The sequence below is a fragment of the Rhodanobacter glycinis genome (genome assembly GCF_900114325.1).
Lineage (GTDB): Bacteria > Pseudomonadota > Gammaproteobacteria > Xanthomonadales > Rhodanobacteraceae > Rhodanobacter_A > Rhodanobacter_A glycinis.
In genome coordinates this window covers 1-26,328 of the sequence record NZ_FOSR01000010.1, presented here as the reverse complement: position 1 = coordinate 26,328, position 26,328 = coordinate 1, and the positions used below count along the sequence as shown (strand labels likewise).

The 26,328-nt window shown below is 65.5% G+C and carries 17 protein-coding genes, 1 rRNA gene and 2 riboswitches; of the genes, 4 read left to right on the top strand and 14 right to left on the bottom strand.

Features of this window, described 5'->3' with window-relative positions; translation table 11 throughout:
- Positions 1–34: 34 nt before the first annotated feature.
- The 5 genes from BMY90_RS11670 to BMY90_RS11650 form a co-directional block, all read right to left on the bottom strand.
- The gene (locus BMY90_RS11670) at positions 35–2,443 is read right to left on the bottom strand and encodes an ADOP family duplicated permease (RefSeq protein ID WP_092704115.1); all 2,409 of its coding nucleotides are present in this window, start codon (positions 2,441–2,443) and stop codon (positions 35–37) included.
- On the bottom strand, positions 2,443–4,893 hold the full coding sequence (locus BMY90_RS11665; protein ID WP_092704113.1) for an ADOP family duplicated permease: 2,451 nt from the start codon (positions 4,891–4,893) through the stop codon (positions 2,443–2,445). The genes BMY90_RS11670 and BMY90_RS11665 overlap by 1 nt, the downstream gene beginning before the upstream one ends.
- A 3-nt stretch (positions 4,894–4,896) precedes the next feature.
- On the bottom strand, positions 4,897–7,344 hold the full coding sequence (locus BMY90_RS11660; RefSeq protein WP_092704111.1) for an ADOP family duplicated permease: 2,448 nt from the start codon (positions 7,342–7,344) through the stop codon (positions 4,897–4,899).
- On the bottom strand, positions 7,341–8,105 hold the full coding sequence (locus BMY90_RS11655; protein ID WP_037098027.1) for an ABC transporter ATP-binding protein: 765 nt from the start codon (positions 8,103–8,105) through the stop codon (positions 7,341–7,343). The genes BMY90_RS11660 and BMY90_RS11655 overlap by 4 nt, the downstream gene beginning before the upstream one ends.
- A 154-nt stretch (positions 8,106–8,259) precedes the next feature.
- The gene (locus BMY90_RS11650) at positions 8,260–9,540 is read right to left on the bottom strand and encodes an efflux RND transporter periplasmic adaptor subunit (protein WP_245735026.1); all 1,281 of its coding nucleotides are present in this window, start codon (positions 9,538–9,540) and stop codon (positions 8,260–8,262) included.
- 202 nt (positions 9,541–9,742) lie between these two features.
- On the opposite strand from BMY90_RS11650, the gene BMY90_RS11645 reads away from it, so the two are divergent.
- Positions 9,743–10,570, top strand: coding sequence for an aldo/keto reductase (locus tag BMY90_RS11645; protein WP_092704268.1), 828 nt, complete (start codon positions 9,743–9,745; stop codon positions 10,568–10,570).
- 19 nt (positions 10,571–10,589) lie between these two features.
- On the opposite strand, the gene ppc is transcribed toward BMY90_RS11645, so the two are convergent.
- Positions 10,590–13,325 (bottom strand): phosphoenolpyruvate carboxylase, encoded by a 2,736-nt coding sequence (gene ppc / locus BMY90_RS11640; protein WP_092704109.1) that lies wholly within the window; start codon positions 13,323–13,325, stop codon positions 10,590–10,592.
- A 486-nt stretch (positions 13,326–13,811) separates the two neighbouring features.
- A riboswitch (S-adenosyl-L-homocysteine riboswitch) is annotated at positions 13,812–13,891 on the top strand.
- A gap of 35 nt (positions 13,892–13,926) precedes the next feature.
- On the opposite strand from ppc, the gene ahcY reads away from it, so the two are divergent.
- On the top strand, positions 13,927–15,360 hold the full coding sequence (gene ahcY, locus BMY90_RS11635) for an adenosylhomocysteinase (protein WP_092704107.1): 1,434 nt from the start codon (positions 13,927–13,929) through the stop codon (positions 15,358–15,360).
- Between the two features lie 129 nt (positions 15,361–15,489).
- Here the strand turns inward: ahcY and BMY90_RS11630 are convergent, their stop codons facing one another.
- From BMY90_RS11630 to metF, 4 genes are all read right to left on the bottom strand, one after another.
- Positions 15,490–16,275 (bottom strand): glutathione S-transferase family protein, encoded by a 786-nt coding sequence (locus tag BMY90_RS11630; protein WP_092704105.1) that lies wholly within the window; start codon positions 16,273–16,275, stop codon positions 15,490–15,492.
- 340 nt (positions 16,276–16,615) lie between these two features.
- On the bottom strand, positions 16,616–17,533 hold the full coding sequence (locus BMY90_RS11625; protein ID WP_008213988.1) for a branched-chain amino acid transaminase: 918 nt from the start codon (positions 17,531–17,533) through the stop codon (positions 16,616–16,618).
- A 52-nt stretch (positions 17,534–17,585) separates the two neighbouring features.
- A complete protein-coding gene (locus tag BMY90_RS11620; protein ID WP_092704103.1) occupies positions 17,586–18,170 on the bottom strand; it encodes a DUF4124 domain-containing protein in 585 nt (194 codons plus the stop codon).
- Positions 18,171–18,201: 31 nt separating this feature from the next.
- Entirely contained in the window at positions 18,202–19,026 is an 825-nt protein-coding gene (metF, locus tag BMY90_RS11615; protein ID WP_092704101.1) for a methylenetetrahydrofolate reductase [NAD(P)H], read from the bottom strand.
- A gap of 232 nt (positions 19,027–19,258) precedes the next feature.
- Here metF and BMY90_RS11610 point away from each other — a divergent pair, with 232 nt between their 5' ends.
- The gene (locus BMY90_RS11610; RefSeq protein ID WP_092704100.1) at positions 19,259–20,923 is read left to right on the top strand and encodes an APC family permease; all 1,665 of its coding nucleotides are present in this window, start codon (positions 19,259–19,261) and stop codon (positions 20,921–20,923) included.
- An 81-nt stretch (positions 20,924–21,004) separates the two neighbouring features.
- Here the strand turns inward: BMY90_RS11610 and BMY90_RS11605 are convergent, their stop codons facing one another.
- The 3 genes from BMY90_RS11605 to metX are packed head-to-tail and all read right to left on the bottom strand — an operon-like array spanning position 21,005 to position 24,358.
- A complete protein-coding gene (locus BMY90_RS11605) occupies positions 21,005–22,111 on the bottom strand; it encodes a homoserine dehydrogenase family protein (protein ID WP_245735025.1) in 1,107 nt (368 codons plus the stop codon).
- A complete protein-coding gene (metB, locus tag BMY90_RS11600; protein WP_092704098.1) occupies positions 22,108–23,310 on the bottom strand; it encodes a cystathionine gamma-synthase in 1,203 nt (400 codons plus the stop codon). Before metB ends, BMY90_RS11605 begins: the two co-directional genes overlap by 4 nt.
- A 4-nt stretch (positions 23,311–23,314) precedes the next feature.
- Entirely contained in the window at positions 23,315–24,358 is a 1,044-nt protein-coding gene (gene metX, locus BMY90_RS11595; RefSeq protein WP_092704096.1) for a homoserine O-succinyltransferase MetX, read from the bottom strand.
- A gap of 83 nt (positions 24,359–24,441) precedes the next feature.
- A riboswitch (SAM riboswitch) is annotated at positions 24,442–24,556 on the bottom strand.
- Positions 24,557–24,761: 205 nt separating this feature from the next.
- On the opposite strand from metX, the gene BMY90_RS11590 reads away from it, so the two are divergent.
- Positions 24,762–25,778, top strand: a complete 1,017-nt coding sequence (locus BMY90_RS11590; protein WP_092704266.1) for a cysteine synthase A — start codon at positions 24,762–24,764, stop codon at positions 25,776–25,778.
- A gap of 264 nt (positions 25,779–26,042) precedes the next feature.
- Here the strand turns inward: BMY90_RS11590 and rrf are convergent.
- Positions 26,043–26,156: ribosomal RNA gene (gene rrf, locus BMY90_RS11585) — 5S ribosomal RNA — on the bottom strand.
- Between the last annotated feature and the right edge of the window lie 172 nt (positions 26,157–26,328).

The window sequence follows — 26,328 nt, the reverse complement described above, 5'->3', positions numbered from 1 at the left end:
GACAGAAATGGAATCGACGGCTTGTTCGTGCGGCTTATTCGTAACGCAGCGCCACCGCAGGATCGACCCGCAACGCGCGCAGCAGCGGCACCAGCGCCGCAGTCGCGGAGACTCCGATCACCAGCAACAACACCGGCACGAACACCATGGGGTCGTGTGCCTGTGTGCGCAGGTTCGGGTCGGACAGCAGGTTCGACCACGGCACCGCCAGCGCAAAACCGATGGTCAGCCCGAGACCAAGTTGCCACGCCAGTTGTCGCGCTACCGAACGCACGATGGCCGCATGACCTGCACCGATCGCACGACGAATGCCGATCTCGCGCGTGCGTTGTGCCACCGAAAACGCCAGTACGCCATATAGCCCGGCCGCCGCCAGCAGCAACGCCACCAGGCCAAGCCCGCTGAATACGCCGGTCAGCACGACCAACCCCACGCGCGCCAGCGCCATGTCCTTGGCCTGGCTGTATACCGCATAGGTGGCCGCTTGCGGATCGACACCATGCACCGCCTCGGTCAGCTGTGATGCAAAAATCGCCGCATCGGCGCGAGTACGCACGGCCAGCCCGACGGCATGCAAGGGTGACATGGTGGCCGCCTGATCGAGCGGCATCAGCAAGCCGGGTCGCGATCTCTCCACCATGCTGTCGAGCTGCAAGGCCTCGATCACGCCCACCACGGTCACCGTCTTCGCCCATGGATTGCCGGGATACAGCACCAGCCTGCGATTGAGTGCATCCTCGTGCGGCCACAGGGTGGCGGCCATCTTCGCGTCGATGACAATCACCGGCGCACTGCCGGCCGTATCGCGCGCATCGATAAAGCGGCCTTCGAGCAAGCGCACGCCGTAGGTGTCGAGAAAATGCGGATCAACGATACCCATCTGCGGTCGCAGCCAACCGTCCGCAGGCTGCGGCTGGCCTGGCAGCGAAACGTCTTCGTGGCTGCCGAGGATGGCGCTGGGCACGGTGTCCGAAGCAGTGGCGTCGACCACGTCCGGATTCTGCCGCAAGCGCTCGACCACGCTGTCGAAAAAGCGGATGCGCTGCGCGTCGTCCCGATACAGTTGCGGCGGCAGCGCCACCTTGGCCGTCAGTACTTGCGCGGCATGCGACGTACCCACCGCCGGCTGCGCCAGCAAGGTATCCAGCGCACGCACGAAGGTACCCGCCCCCACCAACAGCACGACGGTAAGCGCGACTTCGGCCACCACCATGATCTTCGCCACGCGTGCGAAGCCGCCGACGGAACCCTTGCTGCCATCGCGCAAGGCATCCTGCAGATCCGGCCGCGACGCGCGCCAGGCGAGAATACCCCCTGCCAACGAAGTACTGAGCATGGCCACCGCGGCACCGAACACCAGCACCCAGCCATCGATGCCGTGCGCGAAAGGCACCGAGTCCGGGTGACTGGCCATCCAGGTCACACGCATCCAGAAACTACATCCATGCGTAATCGGCAGGGCCACCGCCAACGCCCCCGCACCCAGCAAAACGCTCTCGGCCAGGGCACCGAACACCAGCCGCGCACGACTGCCGCCCAGCGCGCTGCGCAGGGCCAATTCGTGTCGCCGCTGCAGCGTCTGAACCAATTGCAGATTGGCCACATTGATGCACGCCAACAGCATCACCACCGCGCCGGCACCGAACATCAGCCATAGCCACCGGCGCAAATCCAGCGGCGCAAAACTCACCGACAAGGGGTAGACCGTCAACCGTTCCGCGTGCTGCCCCGGTGGTAACGTGCGTTGTAGTCGGCCAGCCCACGCATTCAGCTCCGCCCGCGCCTGATCCAGTTGTACCGAAGGGGCCAGGCGGGCGACCACGGCGATGTATTCGTGCTCGCCTGGCTGAAGGCGCAACGGCATCCAGGCTTCCGTATCACCACTCGGAAATATGAAGCCCGAAGGCAATACGCCGACCACCGTGGCCCACTTGCCATTCACCCGCACCGCCCGGCCAATGATGTGCGGGTCCGCCGCGAACGCATGTCGCCACAAAGCTTCATCCAGCAGCAGCACACGGGGTGCATCGGGCGCGTCGTCGGCAGGCGTGAAACCGCGACCCAACAGCGGCTTGACCCCCAGCAGCTTCATCATCGAGGCAGTCAGCGTGCTACCCACGTAGTGCGTCGCACCAGCACCACCATCGAGGTTGATGCTGGCGTTCCCATACGCACCCATCAGATCCATGCTGCGCAGCTTGCCGCGCAATTGCAGATACTGGTCACTGTCCATCTCACTGATGCCGTTGGGGGTGGGCTCGCCCACCGCCACCACTCTGCTGGCCTGCGGAAACGGCAACGGCTGCAGGATCACGTCGTTGATCATCTCGAACAGGAACAGCAGTACGCCCAGTCCCACTCCCAGCACGCCCACCGACAGCAACGCATACCCCGGCCGCCTGAGCAACCGCCGCCATGCCTGGCGAAATTCGCGCACGATCATCATCCTTCCCCTCGAAGTGCATCCATCGGTTGCACGCGGCCGGCACGCGTCGCCGGTATCAGGCACGCCAGCAAGCCGGCCAAAACAAGCACGACACCCACGCCAAGCGCCACGGCCGGATCGAACGCATTTGCGCGGCCGAGCAATCCCATCAGCACAGCGGACAAGGCATGTGACACGCCCAGGGTCGCCGCCACGCCGATCGCCAAACCCAGTGCGACTTGCAGCAAGCCACCGCGCAGCACCAGTCGCAGCAAGCGCGCCGGCGCCGCACCCAGCGCCAGTCGCACCCCGAACTCGCGCTCGCGCGCTGCCACCGCTACCGCCATCACCGCGTACAGACCGGCGGCGGCCAGCATCAGCGCGAGTGCCGCGAAAATGCCGATCAATCGCAGGTTCAAACGCACGTCAGCGGTGGTGCTTTCGACGATGCTGCGCATCGTGCGCAGCTCGGCAATCGGCTGATTCGGCGCCACCTCGGCAACGGCCTTGCGCACGTCGGCACGCCAATCGCTTGGGTTGCCATGGCCACGCACGACAAAGCGCAACGCTTCGAATTCGCGAAGAATGGCCAACACCGACTCCGGCATCTGCGCCAGCGGCAGGTAAACCACCGGTTGCTTCGGATGCAGTGGCCCGCGTTGCCAAGTGTCGCCCACCACCCCGACGATGCGTGCCAGTACGTCCGGATGATTGTCCATCCCCACCCGTACCGTCCGCCCCAGCGCCTGTCCGCCATAATACTTGTCGGCCAGCCCCTGGCTGACGATGGCCACCGGCGTACCGCCACGCACGTCGTCGCGGGTGAAATTTCGCCCCGCATGCACCGGCATGTCGAACAGGGTGAAGAAGTCCGGCCCGATGCCATCCAACTGCGCCACGAAGTGGCTGCCATCCGGCAGGTACATGCCGTTGTTGTAGGACCCATACATGCCGTCGCTGGTGGGCAAGGCGGTCGTGACCGCCGACGTGGCCACGCCCGGAATGACACGCAATCGCCGCACCAGTCGGCGTGACAGTGACAGCACGGATGCGGGGTCCGGATAGTCGGTCTGCACTGGCGTCAGCTCGAAAGTCAGTACGTTGCTGTCGGCGTAACCCAATGGCTGTTGCGAAGCCGCATAGAGCGCATGCGCAAACACACCTGCGGCGCACAGCACCAGCGTAGCCATCGCCACCTGCACCACCACCAGTGCCCGACTGAAGCGCCCGCTGCGCACGCCCATGCCGCTGCGACCGCCTTCGCGCAGCTCACTCACCGCGTGGATGCTGCGGCTGCGCCACAAGGCGGACACCGCGGCCAGCAAGGCACTCAGCAAGCCCACGACGAAAGCCAGCAACCAGGCCATCATGCCAACGTGCAATTGGCCACCCCACAACCACACGGAGGGAATGAAACCCTGCAACAAGGCCAGCCCGACCGTTGCCAGCACCATCCCCAACAACGCGCCACCCACCCCCACCAGCAAGCCTTCGCCAAGGGCCGGCAACATCAATCGCAGCCACGGCGCACCAAGCGCACTGCGTACCGCCGCATCGTGATTGCGCGCCAGCGCGCGCAACAGCATCAAGTTGACCAGGTTGACCAGTGCAACCAGCAACACCAGCACGGCACAAGCCAGAAACAGCAGCAACACCGGCCGCGCATCCTGCTGAAATGCCGCGGCGAGAGATTCCGCGCCGAAGCGCGGTTTCTTCCAGTTGCCGCCCATGCCCATGTCGCGATACATGGTGCGCTCATGCGCGTCGGCCTGTGCCGACACCGAGGCGATGCTGACACCTGGCGCCAACCGCGCGATTGCGATGGTGCCGCTGTGGCCGTAGTTGCGACTATGCACCGGAAGGGCCATCGGCAGCACCACGTCGCCCGGGCCCAGTACGGTGTTGAAGGCTTTCGGAAGCACACCGACGATGGTGTGCGGCACGCCCTCGATGCGCACACTGCGGCCGATCACATGCACATCACCGCCGTACGCTCGCTGCCACAGTCCGTAACCGATGATGGCCACCTTCGGGCCGTTCGGCGCATCTTCCGCTGCAGAAAAATTGCGCCCCAACACCGGCCGCAAGCCCAGCGCGGACAGCGAGCCGCGATCCATATGGATCGCCGGGGCCTGCGTCGGCACACCGTCCCCGGCAATGTTCGCCTTCAGGCCAAAATGCACCAGCCCCAATGCAGCCACGCCATCAAGCTTGCCCAGATACTGGTACTCGTGCAGCGAGATACCACCCGCGCTCAGCTTGCCACTGTCGCCCAGCTGACCGATGACCGCCACACGCGATGCCTGCGGCAGCGGCAGCGGCCGCCACAAGGTGTTCTGGATCAACGCAAACACCGCCACGCTCGCGCCGATACCCAGCGCCAATACGCCGCTGGCCAGCAGCAGGAAGCCGGGGCGGCGCAGACTCGCACGCCAGGCGCGCCAGATTTCGGTAAGCCAGATGGTCATCGTCTACTCCCCGCGCAAGGCGCGCATCGGCGCCACCCGCGCTGCGCGCAGTGCTGGCAGCAGGCAGGCCAATACGCCGGCCACGAGCAACAAGACCGCCACGGCCAGCAGCGTCCAGGGGTCGAATGCACTGTCAGTACCCAGGGTGTCGAACATCAGCTTGCGCAGTGAACGTGCGGCGACCAGAGTCAGCACCACGCCGATGACCAGCCCGATGCCGATCTGGATCACGCCACCACGCAGCACCCAGGCCAGCAACCTCGATGCCGAGGAACCGAGCGCCATGCGCACGCCGATTTCGCGCTCGCGCGCGGCCACCGACACCGCCATCACCGCGTACAGGCCGGCACTGGCCAGTACCAGCGCCAGCACGGCGAACACACCGATCAAGAGCAGGTCCAGCCGCGCGTCAGCCGTGGTGCTTTCGACAATCGAGGCCAATGTACGCATGTTGGCGATCGGCTGCGTTGGCGCCACGCGCGCCACGGCCTCGCGCATGACATCGCGATACGCCAGCGGATCGCCATGCACGCGGATCGCGAAACGCATCGGCTCGAACGAACGAACCACTTGAATCAGCTTGTCCGGCGTCTGCGCCAGCGGCAGATACACGATGGGTGGCTGCGGCCCGAGTGGTCCGTACTGACTGGTGTTTGCCACCACGCCCACGATGCGCGCCTCGACACCCTCGGGGCCTTGATAGACGTCGATGATCTTGCCCAAGGCGTGCCCGCCATAGACGTGATCGGCAAGCTCACGGTTGATGATGGCCACCGCCTCACCGCCGCGCACGTCGCCCTGATCAAAGGGGCGGCCCTCGCGCAGTGCAATGCCAAATGCCGGGAAGAAACCCGGGCTGATGGCGCGAAATTGCGCGTTGAACGGTTCACCGCCCGGAACATGCATGGGGAGATTCAATTGTTGCCCCACCGGCAGGTTGGTGCTGGCCACTGCAGCCTCCACACCCGACTGCCCACGCAGTTGATCCAACACCTGTTGCGCCAGTTGCTGCACGCTGGCGGCATCCGGGTAGCTGGACTTCACCGGTGCCAGTTCCATGGTCAGGATGCGCTGGTCGGAGAACCCGAGTTGGGCATGCGCGGCGTCATACAGTGCATGCAGAAACAGGCCCGCAACGACCAGCAACGCGGTCGCCAACGCGACCTGGGTGACCACCAGCACACGCCCCAGTCGTTGGTCCGTACGCCCGAAGCCGCTACGTCCGCCCTCCCGCAGATGATCCATGTCGCCCATCCTGCGACTGCGCCATACACCCAGTCCGGCGGCGACCAGTGCGGCCGTCACGCCAACCATCAGCGCCAGCAACATGGTGCGTCCGTCCAGCACCGCTGCGTTCAAATCGACCAATTCGGCGGAAACGGCATGGCGCAACACGTCCAGCGACGCCCAAGCCAGCAGCACCCCGACAAGGGAGGCGCACACACCAATCAGCAGGGCATCCGCCAACGCCGGTAACACTTGCCGCCACAGCGAAGCACCCAAGGCTCTGCGCACGGCACCATCATGCCCGCGAGCCAGCGAACGCAGCAGCATCAGGTTGCCCAGATTGACCAACGCGATCAGCAGTACCAGCAAGGCACTGGCCTGGAACAGCAGCAGGATGCCGCGCGCTACGACATGCATCTGGCTTTGCAGGCTGATCGCCGTGAAATGCTGCTGCGCCAGCCAATTTTTCTGCGACGTGGGCATGGATTGGGAGGCATACAACGCCCGCGCACGCGCATTGACCTGCGCCGATACCGCGGCGATGCCGACGCCAGGCGCCAGGCGCGCCACGCTCATGTAGTTGGTGCCGTCGTCGTGGCTGTTCGCTGGCAGTGCGGCAGGCAGCACTACGTCTATCTGGCCCGTCAGATCGAATATCCGGCCCAGCAGGCCGAAGCCCGCCGGCAACACGCCAATGATGGTGTGTGGCTTGCCTTCGATTACAAGGCTCTGACCCAGTATCTGGGGGTTGCCGCCGTAATGGTTTTTCCAGAACGCGTAGCCAAGCATGACCACCGGCGGCCCGTTGGGCTGATCCTCGGCCGCACTGAAATTGCGCCCGAATGCCAGGTGGACACCAAGCGTAGGCAGCAAGTCGTGATCGACCAACATGGTCGGGACCTGCATCGGGCGCCCGCCGATCATCACGTTGGACGGCGCCAGCGACGTCACGATGCCGATGGACTCGACGCCCTGCATGCCGACCAGGTGCTGATGCAGCTCAGGGGATGTCCCGGCACCATCGTCAGTCATCATGCCCACGGCCACCAATTGCTGCGCGTGCGGATATGGCAACGGCTTCAGCAAGGTTCCTTCGATCAACGCGAACACCGCCACGCTGGCACCGATGCCGAGCGCCAATACCCCGGTCGCCAACAGCAGAAAGCCGGGCCGGCGCAGGCTGGCGCGCCAGGCCCGCCAGATCTCGGCGAGCCAGATATTCATGCGTCGACTTCCACGTGCTGGCCGATCAGCGCATCGAGCCGCTGCTCGTCTTCGCGGCGCAGGCGGTCGAAGGTGTCTTCGTCGACTACGCGGCCATCGAACAGGCGGATCTTGCGCTGGGCCAGTTCGGCGTAACGCGCATCGTGGGTGACCATGCAAATGGTGGCGCCGCCCTGGTGCAGTTCGGCGAGCAGGGCCATCACCGCTTCGCCGTTGCGTGAGTCGAGGTTGCCGGTGGGCTCGTCGGCAAGCAGGATCGCCGGCTTGCCGACCAGCGCGCGCGCCACCGCCACGCGCTGTTGCTGGCCACCGGAAAGCTGCGCCGGGTAATGCCGCATGCGGTGCGCCATGCCCACGCGCTCCAGCGCTTCCTGCACGCGTGCACGGCGCTCGCCGGCGTCGATGCCGCCACGATAGGTGAGCGGCAGCTCCACGTTTTCCTGCACGCTCAAGTCACCGATCAGGTTGAACGCCTGGAAGATGAAACCGATCTCGGCGTTGCGGATGCGTGCGCGCTGTGCCGCGTTGAGCCCGGCGACATCGTGGCCGTTCAGCGTGTAACTGCCGCTGCTGGCGGTGTCGAGCAGGCCGAGGATCGACAGCAAGGTGGTCTTGCCGCAACCGGACGGACCGGAGATGGAAACGTACTCGCCACGACGCACGTCCAGATGCACGTCGCTGAGCGCATGGGTTTCCACTTCGTCGGTCTGGAAGACTTTGCGGATGTCGTGAAGGGCGATGACGGAAGCGGTGTCGGTCATGAGATGGTCCACTCGTTGTTCGTCGGTTTCCTTCTCCCTCCGGGAGAAGGTGGCCCGGAGGGCCGGATGAGGGTTCGGGTACCGCGGCGCGTTTCGCTTCGCCCGTACCCTCACCCCTGCCCCTCTCCCAAAGAGAGAGGGGTTCAGGCAGGTGTCATTTCACTCGTATGCGGTCGTATTTGTCCCACTGGCTGGTGTCGGACAGGATCACCTGATCGCCGGCTTTCAATCCATGCAGGATCTGCACGCGGTCGACCGAGGCGGCGCCGATGCGCACCGGCACGCGGGTGGCGGTATCGCTGCCGGCATCGAGGCGGAACAGGCTGAGGTCGCTGTCGGCCTTGGCCAACGCCGGGCGCCCCACCGACAGCACGTCGTGCAGCAGGGCGATGCGGATGCGGCCATCGACGGAAAGATCCGGGCGTGCACCGGGCGGCAGTTTGCCGGTGAGCGTGACATCCACCTGCACGCTGCCGTTGCGCACGGCGGGGTCGATGCGCTCGACCTTGCCGTCGACCAGGCCGTTGTGGGTATCCACGCTTACCGGCATGCCCATCACCACGTCCTTGGCCTGCACCTCGGGCACCTGCAGGCGCGCGATCAGCACGTCCGGACGCGCCACCCGCGCGAGGTTGGTGCCGGCCGCGACCTGTGCGCCTTCCTGCACTGCCACTTCCTCCAGCACGCCGGCGATGCCGGCCTTCACCTGCAAGGCGTCGGCCTGGCGCTGGCGCAGTTGCAAGTTGCTGCGTTGCTGCTGCAATGCGGCCTGCACCGCTGCCATCTGCGCCCGCATGTTGCCGCCGAACGCGGCCACGCGCTGCTGTTCGATCTGTTCGCGCTGCTGCAACTGCTTCAAGGCGATCTGGCCCTGCTCGAACTGCACGCGCGGGATCAACTGCATCTTTTCCGCCTTGGCGTCGGCGTCGGCCTTGACCTTGGCCGAGGCGTAATCCGATTGCGCCTGCGCCAGCGCCGAGCGCTGGTCGAGGTATTGCGACTGCATCTGGGCCCGCTTGGCGGCCACGTCGGCCTCGGCCGCAGCCACCTGCGCCTGGGCGTTGCTCAACGCGTCTTCCACGGTGGGGTCGGACAGGCGCATCAGCACGGTATCGGGCTGCACCGGCGTGCCCGGCCAGACCAGGATCTTCTCCACCGTGGCCGGCGTGGCCGCCGCCAGCCAGCGAATTTCGCGCGGCACCAGGGTGCCGGTGGCGCGCACTTCGCGCAGCATGTCGCCCTGTTGCACCGTGTCGACCCACAGGCTGCCGCGATCAGCGGTGGGCAACGCAGGGCCAAGCCGCAACACCAGCACAACCAGCGCGGCGAGCGCGAGCGCACCGCCGGCCACGCTCCACTGCAGGCGGCGGCGTTTGCGGATTTTCAGCATGGGGTTGGCAATATCCATGCCCTGCTTCAGCAATACCCGTGCCATGCGGGCAAAGCCTTGCTGCACAGGGATTCTCCCCGGCATTTCGCGGCATCGGCAGGCCATTTCGTCCGTTTGCGGATGCTACTGTCCGCCAGCGGACGGCTCGCCGCGCCCTCGCAAACACATCGCGCATGCCCGGTCTGCGCATCGCGATGACATGGCATCGGCCATGATGCTGCGTGCGACCCACCCGCAGGAGTTCTTGATGCCCGCCAACGTGCCTTCCATCCCGATGTCCGACGGCCACCCCATTCCGCAATTCGGCCTGGGCGTGTTCCAGACACCGGTCGAGCAGACCGCCGAGAGCGTACTGACCGCGTTCGACGCCGGTTACCGCCACATCGACACGGCCGCGATCTACCGAAACGAGGAGGGCGTGGGCCACGCCATCGCCGAATCGGGGCTTGATCGCGAAGAGCTGTTCATCACCACCAAGCTGTGGAACGAGGACCAGGGCCGCGACGGCACCTTGCGCGCCTTCGACCAGAGCCGCAGCCTGCTCGGGCTGGAGGTCATCGACCTGTACCTGATCCACTGGCCGTGCCCGGCCAATAACCGCTTCGTGGAAAGCTGGAAGGCGATGATCGAGTTGCGGCAACAGGGGCGGATCCGCTCCATCGGCGTCTCCAACTTCCGCGTCGAGGATTTGAAGCGCCTGGTCGGCGAGACCGGCGTGGTGCCGGCGGTGAACCAGATCGAGCTGCATCCACTGCTGCAACAGAACGAGCTGCGCGCCTGGCATGCCGAGCACGGCATCGTCACCGAATCGTGGAGTCCGCTGGCGCGCGGCGACCTGCTGCAGAACGCCGTGTTGGCGAAGATCGCGAAGAAGCACCACAAGAGCGTGGCGCAGGTGATCCTGCGCTGGCACGTTCAACTGGGCCTGGTGGTGTTTCCCAAGTCGGTCACGCCGTCGCGAATCCGCGAGAACATCGCGGTCTTCGACTTCCGCCTGGACGGCGAGGACATGGCTGCCATCCAGACGCTCGATGCGGGCACGCGGATCGGCCCGGATCCCGCCACGCTCAACTGAGCCGACCGGACACCGGCGCTCAGCCGGTGTTCTGCAGACCCTGCGAGACGCCGTTGACGCAGGCCACCAGCGCCCGCAGCAGCCCTTCGTCCTCGCCGCCGCTGGCGCGCCAGCGGCGCAGCAGGTCCACCTGCAACAGGCTCATCGGATCGACGTAGGGATTGCGCAGGCGGATCGACACCGCCAGCCGCGGATCGTCGCGCAACAGCGACTTGGCGCCCTTGAGCCGCAACAGCCAGTGGCGGGTGCGCTCGAATTCGTCACGGATCAGGCCGAAGAAGCCCTCGTGCAACGGGCCGGACAGTTTCGAGAAGGCCTCGGCGATGTCGAGGTCGCACTTGGCCAGCAGCATCTCCACGTCGTCCAGCGCATTGGCCAGGAACGGCCAGTCACGCGCCATCTCCACCAGCGCGGCCTCGCCCATCACTTCGGCACCGTGTTCCAGCGCACTGCCCAGGCCATACCAGCCGGTGATGATGGAGCGACACTGCGTCCACGAAAACACCCACGGAATGGCGCGCAGATCCTCCACGCCGCGCATGCTGCGTCGGCGCGCGGGGCGCGAGCCCATCGCCATCTGTTCGATCACGTCGATCGGCGTGGCGGTGCGGAAATAGTCGATGAAACCGGGGCGATCGATGAAGGCCCGGTACGCTTCGCGGCTGCGCGCGGCGAGCACGTTCATGTGTTCGCGCCACTGCTCTTCGCGCGGGTCGTCCTCGCGTGGACGCAGACTGGCGCGCAATACCGCGCCCACGGTCTGTTCGAGATTGCGCAGCGCCAGCGCGCGGATGCCGTACTTGCGGTGGATCACCTCGCCCTGCTCGGTGACGCGCAACACGCCCGCCACCGCGCCACGCGGCGAGGACATCAGCGCCGGCGTCATGCGCGCGCCGCCGCGACTGGCCGAGCCGCCACGACCGTGGAAGAACGACAGCCGGATGTCGGCCGCGCGGGCCACGTCCAGCAACTCCACCTGCGCGCGCTGCAAGCCCCAGCGCGAGGCCAGGGTGCCGCCATCCTTGCAGCTGTCGGAATAGCCGAGCATCACCCACTGCATGTCGCCGCGGGTGCGCAGGTGACTGCGATACACCGGATCGTCGAGCAAGGCCCGTAAGGTGGCCGGCGCGTTCTTCAGATCGTCCACCGTTTCGAACAGGGGCGCGATATCCAGCGGCACGATGCGCCCGCCCTCTCCTGCCTTTTCGGCGGAGGGAGCAATGGCAAAGCCGCCATGCCGCGCCAGCGCCAGCACCGCAAGCACATCCGCGGCGGTGCGCGCCATGCTGATGATGTACAGGCCGGTGGCGTCCACGCCGTAACGCTGGCGCGTGTCGGCAAGCGTGCGGAAGACCGCCTGCAGGCGCGCGACGGTTTCGTCGGCGCTGGCCTTGAACGCCTGCTCGCCGCTGGCATAAGGGCGCAAACGGTCGGCACGCTGGCCGGCATCGAGCGTGTTCCACTGTGCATCACCGAACAATGCCGCCAGTGCATCGTCATGCACGCGTGAATCCTGCCGCACGTCGAGCCGGGCAAGGTGGAAGCCAAAGCTGCGCACACGGCAGATCAATCGCCGCACCGCGTAGGCGCCGGCATGCAGGCCGTGATGTTCGACCAGGCTCGCATCGATCAGCTGCAGGTCGTCGAGCAATTCATCCACGGACGCATAGCCTTCCGCATGATCGTCCTCGTGCGTGGCCTGCAGCCGGGCGGCGATCAGGGTGAGCAGGCTGCGGTACGGCATGTCGGCATGGCGCGGGCGAATCTGCGCCGCGGCCTGCGGAAAGCGCTTGCGATAGTCGGCCAGCCGTTCCGCCAGCCGTGGGTCGACGCCCACGCGACCTTCGGTCTGGCTCAACAACCGCGCCAGCGCAGTCACGTCATCCGCGTAGCGTTCCAGCACATGCGCGCGCTGGGTGGCGAGGCTGGCGGCAATGGTGTCGGCGCCCACATTGGGATTGCCATCCATGTCGCCGCCGACCCAGGTGGCGAAGCTGAGCAGGCGCGGCAGCGGCACGGCCACGCCATAAACCTGTTGCAGCGCATCGGCCAGCGCCTCGTACAGCGCCGGCACCACCCGGTACAGCGGGTTGGCGAGGTAGAAGCCCACGTGGTGGTGTTCGTCCTGCACGGTGGGCCGGATCGGCGAGGCCTCGGCCGTCTGCCAGCCGGAGGACAACGCCATGTAGATGCGGTCCTCGTCGCCGGCACGTTCCTGTGGCGTGCGGGTGGGATCGAAATCGTCGACCAGCGCGCGCACCACCGCCTGTTCCTTTTCCAGCAGCGAGCGGCGCACCGCCTCGGTGGGATGCGCGGTGAACACCGGCTCGACCTGCAGTTTCGGCAGCCATTCCAGCAACTCGTCCGCTTGCACGCCCTGCGCCTTCAGCCGCGCAAGCACGTCAAGCAGCGATTCGGGTTGCGCCGCGCCGCCGGCACGCTGGTAGTCGCGGCGACGGCGGATGCGATGGACCCGCTCGGCCGTATTCACGGCATGGAAATAAGTGGCGAAGGCGCGAGCCAGCGCTTCGGCAGCGTCCGCTTCGAGACCGGCCAGCGAGCTCGCCAGCCCATCCACCGCCTCGCCTTCGCGGCGTCGGCGGATCGCCGCGGTGCGCACCTGCTCCACCCGATGGAAGAATTTCTCGCCGCCCTGTTCGGCCAGCATGCGGCCCACCAGGGCGCCGAGCTGATGGACGTCTTCACGCAAGGGGCCGTCGTGCGGCAGGAAATCGGGGGTGCTGCTGGCTTCCATCAATGGCTCCGGTAACTGAAGGGGATGAACCGGGCAAGCCATCGGTCGATCATTCCAGTGAACGCTGGAATCCAGCGCCAGCGAAGTGGCACGAAAACCCTGGACCCCGGCCTGTACCGGGATGCGGCCATGATGGCTTGAATACGAACTGCTTTGACGAGTATGTCGAACCCGGCGTGGTCGTTGCGAGAATTCGGCGGAAGCCGTGCGGCGGCGCCGAATGTCGCGGATCGGCCAAGCGCTGAACCGACAGACCCTCCAGGAGCGTGGGCGGTAGAAACTTTCGAGGCGAAAAAGTGGCTGCGTGAGGACAGATTTTCGACGATTCGCCGGCCCATAGTGGTTCTATGGGCCAAGAAGCGACGGAAATATGGACCACGCAGCTACTTCTGCAGCCCGGAAGATTTCTACCGCCCACGCTCCTAGCCTACCGAATTTCTGCGGCGCCGCTCCTTCCATCTTGTCATAACGGTACAATGGTCCCTTCCCATCGAGGGGCGCTGCGACCGTGCACAGAGACGGCCAGGCTCGATGGACGCTTCCCGTTCCAACGGCGCCCGGATGGCCAGCACTTGCTCGCTGGCAAACCCGGAGATATTCAATGAACGCTGTTACCCAAGACACCGCCGCGAACGATTACAAGGTTCGCGACATTGCCCTGGCCGAGCTGGGCCGTCGCCGCATCCGCATGGCGGAAGAGGAAATGCCCGGCCTGATGCAGATCCGTGCCCGCTACGCGCCGCAGCAGCCGCTGAAGGGCGTGCGCCTGTCCGGTTCCTTGCACATGACCAAGGAAACCGCGGTACTGATCGAGACGCTGAGCGCGCTGGGCGCCTCGGTGCGCTGGGCCTCGTGCAACATTTTCTCGACCCAGGATGACTGCGCCGCCGCCATCGCCGCCAGCGGCGTCCCGGTGTTCGCCTGGAAGGGCGAGACGCTGGAGGAATACTGGGCATGCACGCTGGACATGCTCACCCATCCCGGCATGCAAGGTCCCGAACTGATCGTCGACGACGGCGGCGACGCCACGCTGCTGATCCACAAGGGCGTGGAAATGGAAGACGGTTCGGACTGGGTCGACCAGCCCGGCGCCAACCACGAGGAACAGGTGATCAAGGACCTGCTCAAGCTGACCCGCAAGGAACGCCCCGGTTTCTGGAAGACCGTGGCCGCCAGCTGGAAGGGCGTCTCCGAGGAAACCACCACCGGCGTGCACCGCCTCTACCAGATGATGGAAGCGGGCAAGCTGCTGGTGCCGGCGATCAACGTCAACGACTCGGTGACCAAGAGCAAGTTCGACAACCTGTACGGCTGCCGCGAATCGCTGGCCGACGGCATCAAGCGCGCCACCGACCTGATGGTCGCCGGCAAGGTGGCCGTGGTGTGCGGTTATGGTGACGTGGGCAAGGGTTGCGCCCATTCGCTGAAGGGCTTCGGCGCCCGCGTGATCGTCACCGAGATCGACCCAATCAACGCCTTGCAGGCGGCGATGGAAGGCTTCCAGGTCACCACCGTGGAAGAGACCCTCGGCATCGGCGACATCTACGTCACCACCACCGGCAACAAGGACATCATCACGCTGGAGCACATGGCGGCGATGAAGAACAACGCGCTGGTCTGCAACATCGGCCACTTCGACAACGAGATCCAGATCGACCGGCTCAACACCGCCGACGGCGTCAGCCGCGAGACGATCAAGCCGCAGGTGGACCGCTACACCTTCGCCAAGTCGAAGCACAGCATCTACATGCTGGCCGAAGGCCGCCTGGTGAACCTGGGCTGCGCCCACGGCCATCCCAGCTTCGTGATGTCCAACAGCTTCAGCAACCAGACGCTGGCGCAGATCGACCTGTGGAAGAACAAGGACGTCTACGAGAAAACCGTCTACCGCCTGCCCAAGCAGCTCGACGAGGAAGTCGCCCGCCTGCACCTGGAGCAGATCGGCGTGAAGCTCACCAAGCTCACGCCCGACCAGGCCGCCTACCTCGGCGTGCCGGTGGAAGGTCCGTACAAGCCGGATCATTACCGCTACTGAGTAGCCGTTACCCCCCTCTCTCCCCTTCGGGAGAGAGGGTTGGGGTGAGAGGTCAACCTCGCGACACCACCAAAGGGCGCAGCAATGCGCCCTTTCCTATGTCGGCCAAAGCCACCATCGAACGATCGCTCAGCCCACGACTGACGCCACCGACATATAACGTTCACGTACCACGCCACTGAACCAGCGCAACTTCAGATAGGCTGGCAACCCGAACAGCAGCATCCAGCGACTGTTCGGATGAATGTCGTTCTGCGCCACCTGTCGATCCGCCGCCCCGTCAGCCGCGCTGGCCACCCCACGATCCGCATGCATCCAGCTGGCCCGAGCGCGCCAGCGACGGCTGCGTTCACGCTTTGCGCGGACCATCGCCTCGTACGGAAAAGCCGCTTCCCGACCATGCTCGCGGAACAACCGTTCTTGCCAGGCAAACAACGACTGCAGCCGCGGGTGTTGCACGAAATGCGGCACGATGCGCAGCGGCCGCAGCAGCGACGCCAGGGTGATATCTGCCGCACTGAAGCGTCCGCCCACCAAAAAGCCATTCCGCTCCAGCTGTGCGGCGATCGGCAACAACTGCGCCTCCAGCGCTTCGTACACGCCATCCTCGCGGTTGCGGTGGAAGCGGAAGCGCAGCGTCAACAAGGTGCCCAGTACCGGCGCGGCCAAGGCACGCCAGCCGCGGCGGGCGAACAGGCCGCCGCATACGTTCGGCATGAACAACTGCGCCAGGATCGTCGGGCATTCCATGATGATCTGCGTGTAGCCGAGACGCCGCGCATGCAATCCGAGCGTCGAATCCAGTCGCAGCATCCATTGCCATGCGGCTTCCCGTTCGACCGGATCCGCCGGCAGCAAGGCATGCCGCGGATAGGTTTCGGCGAGATAGCGGATGATCGGCGAGGAATCGCTCATCGTCACGCCCGTACGGGTATCGCGGATCAGCGGGAAGGTTTGCGCGCAGTCGAAATGCCGGATTTCCTTCTTGGTGAACGCGACGACGTCGATGCCGCGCCAATCCAGTTTCTTGAAATCCAGCGCTCAGCGCACCTTTTCCACGTAATGCGACCACTGCAGCTTGTACAGCTCGATCATCGCCCATCCTCCTTGTGCGGACACACAACCATGGAGGCCGGCGAAGCGGGTTCAAGTGCTCCTGATGCGAAATGCCTTCTTTTTGCCAACAAGAGCTCAACATGAAGAAGGGCGCATCGCTGCGCCCTTCTTTACTTTGTCATTGGCTGAACACAACCGCTCAGACCGACTCCAGCCAACCCCACTGGTCGTTGGTCTTGCCGTTGAACAGGCCGAAGAACAGCTCCTGCAGGCGGCGGGTAACGCGGCCGGCGCTGCCGTTGCCGATCTGCTTGCCATCGATCTCGCGGATCGGCGTGATCTCGGCGGCGGTGCCGCACATCAGCACCTCGTCGGCGAGATACAGGTATTCGCGCGGCAGGTCGCGCTCGATCACCTCGATGCCGTTTTCGCGCGCCAGCGTGATCAGCGAATGACGGGTGATGCCGGTGAGGATGGAGGCGCTGGCCGGGGTGGTGTGCAGCACGCCGTCGAAGACCAGAAACAGGTTCTCGCCCGCGCCTTCGCTGAGCAGGCCGGTGGAGGCCAACGCAATGCCTTCGCCGAAGCCGAGGCGACGTGCCTCGCGCGCGATCAGCTGGCCGGAAAGGTAATTGCCGCCGGCCTTGGCGCCGGCCGGGATGGTATTCGGCGCAAACCGCTGCCAGCTCGACACGCAGGCGGTGATGCCATGTTCCAGCGCCTCTGGCCCGAGGTACGGACCCATCGGCCACGCGGCCACGGCCACGTCGATCGGCGTTTCGGCGGACAGGCCGAAACCGCCCAGGCCGCGATAGGCCACCGGGCGCAGATAGGCGGCGGTCAGGCCATTCTTCTTCACCACGTCGCGGCAGGCCGCGGCCAGCTCGTCCTGGTTGTAGGGCAGCTGCATGTCGTAGATCTTGGCCGACTGGTACAGCCGTTTCAGGTGATCGGTGAGGCGAAAGATCGCCGCACCATCGGGCGTGGCATAGCTGCGGATGCCCTCGAACACCGAGGAACCGTAGTGCAGCGCATGCGCCATCACGTGGGTAGTCGCTTCGGCCCACGGCTTGATCACGCCGTTCTGCCAGATCCAGTCGGGATATTGCTGCGCCATGTCGGTTCTCCGTGGGGGACCGCCCATGATACCGCGACCGCAGGCTTGGCGATCAGCCGGGCGGACGCAGCCACAGGCACCCGGCGCGAGCCACCACCGGGAACGTGGACTGCTGCGGCGGGCCACCGCCGACATCGGAAGTGCTCAATATCAAGGCCGGCGCCACCGGCGCGGCAGCCGACGGCTCGCCGGTGATCCCGTCCGCCGATGCCGTCGTGTCGTCGGCGTCCCCGTCGTCACCCCCGACCACACGGATGCCAAGCAACGGTTGCCGCATCAGTTGCCCCAGTGAGCGGATATCCGCTACCACCGCATGATGGCCATAGCCGCCCCACAGCATCAGGCCGGCCAGCCGATTCGGGTCGCGGCCGGCAAAGGCATCGATCACCGCCTGTTTCAAGGCAGGCAGCGAGGCGGCACAGAGCGTGGCGGGCGGCATCGGCGCTTGCGTGCCGGTTGCCGTAGCAGCGCTCGGTGCTACCGGCGTGGCCTGCTGCGACGCGCAGGTGCGGTCGGTGAACACCGGGTTGCCGTTGGCATCCACGCAGCGATGGATGGCGTTCTGTGCCAGTGCCGTGCCCGTCGGCAAAAGAAGCAGGGGCAGGAGAAGCAGCAACAGGAGGGCAAGCGTGCGCATCAGGCAAGCATAGCCCGTGCGCCGGCGCGGATCAGTGCAGCCGTTCCAGCACCGCGAGCGTCGCCCTGGCGCGATTGAGCGTGTAGAAGTGCAGCCCCGGCGCTCCGCCATCGAGCAGGCGCAGGCACATCTGCGCCACCACCTCCGCACCCAGCGCGCGGATCGAGGCCGCATCGTCGCCATGCGCCTGCATGCGCTTGGCGATCCAGCGCGGGATCTCCGCGCCACAGGCGTCGGAAAAGCGTTTGAGCTGGCTGTAGTTGGTGATCGGCATGATGCCCGGCACGATCGGCACCTTCACGCCCAGGCGCTGCGCATCATCGACGAAGTGGAAATAGGCATCGGGGTTGAAGAAGTATTGCGTGATCGCGCCATTCGCGCCGGCGTCGATCTTGGCCTTGAAGTGGCGCAAGTCCACCAGCGCGTCTTCCGCCTGCGGGTGGGTCTCCGGATAGGCCGCCACCTCGACGTGAAAATGATCACCCGAGTGCTCGCGGATGAAACGAACCAGCTCGGCGGCATAGCGGAAATCGCCGGCCGAGGCCATGCCCGAGGGCAAGTCGCCACGCAGCGCCACGATGCGCCGGTAACCGGCGGCACGGTACTCGTCCAGCAGCGCGGCAATCTCCGCGCGACTGCCACCCATGCACGACAAATGCGGCGCGACGTGGAAACCGTGCTGCTGGTGCAGTCCGCGCACGGTGTCGGAGGTATAGCTGAGCGTGGAACCACCCGCGCCGAAGGTCACCGACACGTATTCGGGCGCCGCGGGCTGCAGTGCGGCGGCCACGCGATCGAGCTGGGCGCGTTGTTCATCGGTCTTGGGCGGGAAGAATTCGAAGCTGATCGACGGCATCGCGGCGCGTTCCGGGTGGGGTCACGGGAAGTATATCTCTTGTTCGCGATGAAGCGATATTAAAGCTTATGACGATTCGCCATGCCTTGCGGGCCAGTGCCCGACGCGCCGCCCCCCCATCCACCAGGCCATGACTTCCGGCACCCTCGGGCTGACATCACCGCAAAGGGTCTGTCATCATCGGGCGTTTGTACGTCACCTGAATCTGGCCACGCGCCTCACGGGAGCCCTCATGTCTCATACCAGTTCGATCCGACGCGACGTCGGCCCGTTCGCCCTGATGCTCACCGGCCTCGGCTCCATCATCGGCTCCGGCTGGCTGTTCGGTGCATGGCGCGCAGCGCAGATCGCCGGCCCCGGCGCGATCTGGGCGTGGGTCATCGGCGCGGCGATCATCATGACCATCGCCCTGACCTATGCCGAACTGGGCGCGATGTTCCCCGAGTCGGGCGGCATGGTGCGCTACGGCCACTACTCGCATGGCTCGCTGGTGGGCTTCATCGCCGCCTGGGCGAACTGGATCGCGATCGTCTCGGTGATCTCGGTCGAGGCCGAGGCGTCGGCGCAGTACATGTCGTCGTGGAAGTGGCAGTGGGCCAAGGATCTGTACCACCAGGTGCCGGGCAGCCACGGCGAGTTGAGCACCAACGGCCTGCTGATCGCCGCAGCGCTGGTGGTGATGTATTTCCTGTTCAACTTCTGGAGCGTGAAGCTGTTCGCACGCTCGAACACCGCGATCACGATGTTCAAGCTGATCATCCCTGCGATCACCGCGGTGCTGTTGATCATGAGCGGCTTCCATCCGGAGAATTTCAGCGTCGGCATCCACGGCGAACTGCACAAGACCGACTTCCCCTCGATCCTCACCGCCGTTGCCATCGCCGGCATCGTGTTCAGCTTCAACGGCTTCCAGAGCCCGGTGAACCTGGCCGGCGAGGCACGCAATCCGGGCAAGAGCATCCCGTTTGCGATTGTCTGCTCAATTGCGCTGGCCACCGTCATCTACGTGTTGCTGCAGGTGGCTTATATCGGCGCGGTGCCGCGTGAAATGCTGGCCAACGTGGGCTGGCACGGCGTGGATTTCAGCTCGCCGTTCGCCGACCTGGCGATCATCCTCGGGCTGCAATGGCTGGCCACGCTGCTGTTCATCGATGCGGTGATCAGCCCCAGCGGCACCGGCATGACCTACACCGCCACCACCGCGCGCATGTTGTACGGCATGGAGCGCAACGGCACGCTGCCGAAGATCCTCGGCCGCGTGCACCCGAAGTGGGGCGTACCGCGCCCGGCGATGTGGGTGAACCTGGCGGTGTCGTTCCTGTTCCTGTTCTTCTTCCGCGGCTGGGGTTCGCTGGCGGCGGTGATCTCGGTGGCCACGATCATCTCCTACCTGACCGGTCCGGTCAGTGTGATGACGCTGCGCCGCACCGCCCCGGAACTCGGCCGCCCGTTCCGCCTGGCCGGCCTGCCAATCGTGGCCGGCATCGCCTTCATCATGTCCACCGAGCTGCTGTACTGGGCCAAGTGGCCACTGACCGGCGAGATCATCCTGCTGATGGTCGTGGCGCTGCCAATCTATTTTTATTACCAGGCCAAGAGTGGCTGGCACGACTTCGGCCGGCAGATGAAGGGCGCCTGGTGGCTGATCTTCTATCTGCCAGTACTGGCCTTCGTCTCGTGGATCGGCAGCACCACGTTCGGCGGCAAGGGCTACCTGCCCTATGGTTGGGATCTGGCCGTGGTCGCCGTGGTCGGCCTGCTGTTCTACCTGTGGGGCGTGAAGTCGGGCTGGCGCACGCCGTCGATCGATGCCGCGCGACTGGAAGCCGCTCTCGAACCCGATGCACCGCTGGTGCCGCCGGACGAGGAAGAAGCGGAAAAAATCACCGGGCACTGAACAAGGCCGCGGCTCCACACACGAAGGGCGCGATCATCCCGATGATCGCGCCCTTCGTTTTTGTTGCGGTCTGCCAGGCTCCTAGCCCAACGCCAGCACGTCGCCGAGTAGTGCCTGTGCCGTCACTTCCGGTCCTGCGCCCGGTCCCTGGATCACCAGCGGCTGGGTGTGGTACCGGGTCGTGGTGAGCGCGAACTGGTTGTCGGTTCCGTACAAGCGCGCCGCCGGATGGGTGGGCGACACTTCGACCAGGCCAACGCGTGCGTGCCCGCGCTGGTTGAGCCGCGCCAGATAGCGCAGCACGTTGCCGCGCGTCGCGGCTTCGGCATGCCGTGCGGCCAGTGGTGCATCAAGCTCATCGGCACGCGCCAGGAAAGCCTGCGTATCCAGCCCGCGCAAGGACTCCGGCACCAGGCTTTCCACTTCCACCTCATCCGTGCCCAGCGCAAAGCCGGCGTTGCGGGCGAGGATCAGCAGCTTGCGCGCCACGTCTTCGCCGGACAGGTCGCTGCGTGGATCGGGCTCGGTATAGCCTTGCTGGCGCGCTTCTTCCAGCAGTGCCGAAAACGGTCGACTGCCGTCGTACTGGTTGAACAGATAAGACAGGGAGCCCGAGAAAACACCTTCCAATGTCAGCAGCCCGTCGCCGCAAGCGCGCAGGCGGCGCAGCGTGGACAACACCGGCAGGCCGGCGCCGACGGTGGCGGCATCGCCATAGTGCGCGCCCTTGGCCAACGCCTCCTGCAGGGTACGCCAGCCGGAAAGCTCGCCACCGCCCAGCGACTTGTTCGCGGTGACCACGTGATAGCCGCGTGCCAGCCATTCCGCATGGCGCGCCGCCAGTTCGGCGCTGGCAGTGGCATCGACGATGACTTTTACGGCTGCGTCGCTGGCATCCAGTGCATTGAGCAATTTCACGTCGTCGCGCGCATCACCCTGCCGCTTCAACTGCTCGCGCAAGCCACGGTCGGCGAGTGCCTCTACGGCCGTCTGCTGACGCCGCGAATTGGCCACGCCGACCAGTCGCAGGGCGGCAGCCACGGGCGTGTTCAAGAGCTTGAGAAACGCCCCGCCCACGACGCCGGTACCCAGCAGGACCAGGGCGATACCAGCGGGAGCGCGGGCCGCGATGGCCACGCCCGCCTTCGACCCATCGCGAACCTTTTCCGGAGTCAGCACCGCATTCATGCACTCACCCGGCGTTTGGATTCCCCGGCGGCCTGGGCGCGCAACAGCGCGGCATCGAGGTCACGCAGCAGATCGGCACCATCCTCGATGCCTACCGACAGACGCAGCAGCGAATCGGCGATGCCCGCCTGGCGGCGCGCGTCCGGCGTCATCGCCGCATGCGTCATCGTGGCCGGATGGGCCACCAGGCTTTCCACTCCGCCAAGCGACTCGGCCAGCGAGAAGAACTGCAGGCCATCGACGAACGCCTCGATCTGCGTCTCGTCGCCCTCCAGCTCGAAACTCAGCATGGCGCCAAAACCCTGCTGCTGGCGTGCCGCCAACGCATGCCCGGGGTGATACTCAAGCCCGGGGTAATAGACCTTTCGAACGGCCGCATGGCCGTCCAGACGGCTGGCGATACGCACGGCATTTTCCTGATGCTGGCGCAGGCGTACGTTCAGCGTCCGCAGGCCACGCAGGGTGAGGAAACTGTCGAAGGGCGCGCCGGTGAGGCCGTTGCAATTACCCCACCATTTCAGTTGCTCGGCCACCGCCGCATCGCGCGCCACCACGGCACCGCCGACCACATCGCTGTGGCCATTGATGTACTTGGTGGTGGAGTGCACCACCACATCGGCGCCCAGCGTCAACGGCTGCTGCAGCGCAGGCGACAGGAAGGTGTTGTCCACCACCACCAGCGCGCCCACGGCATGGGCCGCCTGTGCGACGTGGCGAACGTCGGTGATGCGCAACAGCGGGTTGGAGGGCGTCTCCACCCATACCAGTGCCGGCTTGCTGGCCAGCCCTTCAGCCAGCGCCACGCTGTCGGTGAGATCGGCGAACTGCACGCGGAAGCGGCCCTTCTTCGCCCACGCATCCAGCAGGCGCCACGTGCCGCCGTAGCAATCATGCGCAGCCAACACCAGGCCACCGGCCGGCACCAGTTCCAGAGCCAGCGCGACGGCCGCCATGCCGCTGGCCGTGATCACGGCACCGACGCCCTGTTCCAGCTCGGCCAGGGCATTGGCCAACAGGTCACGGGTGGGATTGCCGCTGCGCGAATAGTCGTACGCGCGCTTGCGGCCAAAGCCCTCGAAACTGTAGTTGGTGGACAGATGCAACGGCGGCACCACGGCACCGTGCTGGGTATCGGATTCGATGCCGGCGCGCACGGCGCGGGTGGCGGAAGCGATGTCGGCGGGGATATCGGCGCTCATGGGGTCACACTCCACAACAACAGGGGATGGCCTGGCGCAGCAGCGGCGCCAGTTTGCCGGTTTCTTTCAGGAAGGCATCGTGGCCGTACGGTGAGTCGACCACTTCCAGCGTGGCCGGGCCATGCAGCCGGCGCTGCAGATCACAGAGATCGGCCAGCGGGATCAGGCGATCGGTGGGAAAGCCGATCAACGTCGTCTGTGCATGCACGTCTTCGGGGGCCACGTCGTGCAGGTCGATCGACTCGGACAAGGCCAGGAAGCGCTGCACATCGAAGCGCTCGACGAAGCGACGACCGGCATTTTCCAGGTAATCCTCGACCGGGAAGTGGAAACGACCCTCGCGATACTCCGGCTCACCGTTGAAGCGACGCGAGAATTCTTCCCCGCCGCGATAGGTGGTCATGGCCAATTGCCGCGCCAGAGCCAAGGCCTCTTCGGTCTGACCGGAGGCCAGGCCGAGGCGCACGATCTGGCGCTGGATCGAACGCTGTGCAGTCGACAACGGATGCGAACGATGGGCGCCGGCCAGCAGGATCAGCCGCCCGATCTTGCCCGCGTGACGCGCAGCGAATGCAAGGCCCGCCATGGCGCCATACGACGAACCGACGAAGGCTTCTACCTGATCGATGCCCAGTGCCTGGACGAGCGCGGCCAACGCGTCCGCCTGGTCCTCGCTGGACACGGAAGCCACGTCGTCACCAAGGTCCGCGGGAGCAAGCCAGTCGATGCTCAGCACGCGGCAGGCCGTCAGGTCGATCGCACGATCCTCGCCCACCAGTTCGGCCCACCAGCCGGGGCGGCCGTCCGGTGTCACCGTCACGTCGCGATCGGCAGAGATGCCACCTTGCACGATCACCGTGGGTGCATCCGGCGCGCCGCTCCAGCGGTAGCGCACTTCCACTTCGCGCATTCCGTTTCCATAACGCGGCGTCAACGACAGCGTGCGACTGCTGCGCTGGTCGGTCAAAGTGGCTCGCGGGAAAAGGGCAACGACCACGGCAGAGTGGCGCTCGTCGGTGTCGGAAGCATGGGCGCGTGAAGCTGGCATCGGTGGTTCTCCTGTGGCATCGCCCCTGCGGAGAACCTGCAACGAGTTGCCGTCAAAGACCACGACATGGCCGTGCTGACGACATCCCATCTACCGGTTGACGCCGAAGCGCCCCGCAGGAGTTGGCACCGTTGCAGGAATCACCTGCAGGTTGCCCCGGCTTCAAAGGGCCTGTCCCTCAGCCGGTCTCGATGAGTGGACCCGACTCTAGCTTTTGCAAATTCGCTTGTCAATGGACGTATAGACGTCCATACGTCCAAAAGTCCGCATAGAACCTTGCATTGCGGGCTTATGTTGATTGGCCATATCCGCCAAACCGCCCATCCAGGCCAGCTGGTGGCACTCTCTTGGAATGCCGACCCGTGCCGTGGCCGGCCCCGTTTCCAGCACAGATTTCCGCATCATGACCATCCGTTCCAACCTGTCCTCCGCCGTCGGCAACACCCCACTGTTGCGCCTCAATCACGCCTCCAGCCTTACCGGATGCGAGGTGCTCGCCAAGGCGGAGTTTCTCAACCCCGGCGGCTCGATCAAGGACAGGACCGCGCTCGGCCTGCTGCTCGATGCCGAGCAACGGGGACTGATCCGGCCCGGGGGCACCATCGTTGAGGGCACGGCCGGCAACACCGGCATCGGACTGGCGCTGATCGGGGCCAGTCGCGGCTATCGCACGGTCATCTTCATGCCGGACACGCAAAGCCGCGAGAAAATCGACGCGTTGCGCATCGCCGGCGCCGACGTGCGACTGATTCCCGCTGTGCCATTCAGCAACCCGCAGCACTATGTCCACGTTGCGCGCGCCCACGCCGGGCAGCTGAATGAAGCCAAGCCGGGGAGTGCCTGGTTCGCCAACCAGTTCGACAATACCGCCAACCGTGATTGGCACGAGAACACCACGGGGCCCGAGATCTGGGATCAAACCCATGGCAAGATCGATGGATTCGTTTGCTCCGCGGGTACGGGCGGCACCCTGGCCGGGATCGGGCGGGCACTCAAGGCGCGAAATCCTCACGTGAAGATCGCCCTTTCGGACCCCACGGGTTCGGCCCTGGCTCATTTCATCACCCATGGCGAATTGCTCGCCGAGGGCAATTCGATCAGCGAGGGGATCGGCTCCAGCCGCATCACCGAAAACTTCAAGGACGCGCCGATCGACCTTGCCTGGTCCATCCCCGATCAGGAGTCCGTGCCACTGCTGCACCAGCTGCTGCGCGACGAAGGCTGGTGCGTGGGTGGTTCCAGCGGCGTGAATATCGCCGGGGCCATTCGCCTCGCAAGGGAGCTCGGCCCCGGGCATACCGTGGTCACCGTGCTCGCCGATGCCGGCACCCGTTATCAGGCCAAACTGTTCAACCCGGCACTCTTGCACGAGAAAGCCATCCCGGTACCGGATTGGCTGGAACACGCGTTCCCGGGCTGAGTGGCTCCACGGGCTTGCTCGTATCTGCTCTCGCGCACTGCCGCGCCAGTCACAAAGCCTTAGCGGGGCCGTTTCCTGCACTGCATGCGGAGTTTGCGGAAGCGCCTGATGCAGCCCAAAAGGTAGATCGTACGTGCGCAGAGTCGGCCAGCGCAGGCTGCGCCGACATCCTGCCACGCGATCACGGCGGGGGCGTTTTCGTCAGTTCAGTCGGCAGCAAAGCAGAAGGCCTCCCCGGATGGGGAGGCCTTCTAAGGATAAAGCCCCTGGCGGTGACCTACTCTCGCATGCAAGAAGCACACTACCATCGGCGCGGCTGCGTTTCACTTCCGAGTTCGGGATGGGATCGGGTGGTGCCACAGCGCTATGGCCGCCAGGGAAGGGGTAGAAGCAGCGCAACTGCGCCCGCTTCAAAAGGTGTAAACGAGTGACAAGCGATTTGGAACAAGTTGTACCGACATGCGTCATCAAGGCGAATCCTGCTCTTTTGAGAAGCCCGGCCAAGGATGGTCGGGTTCGTCTCAGAGGGATCTGCACATGCGAAGCGTCT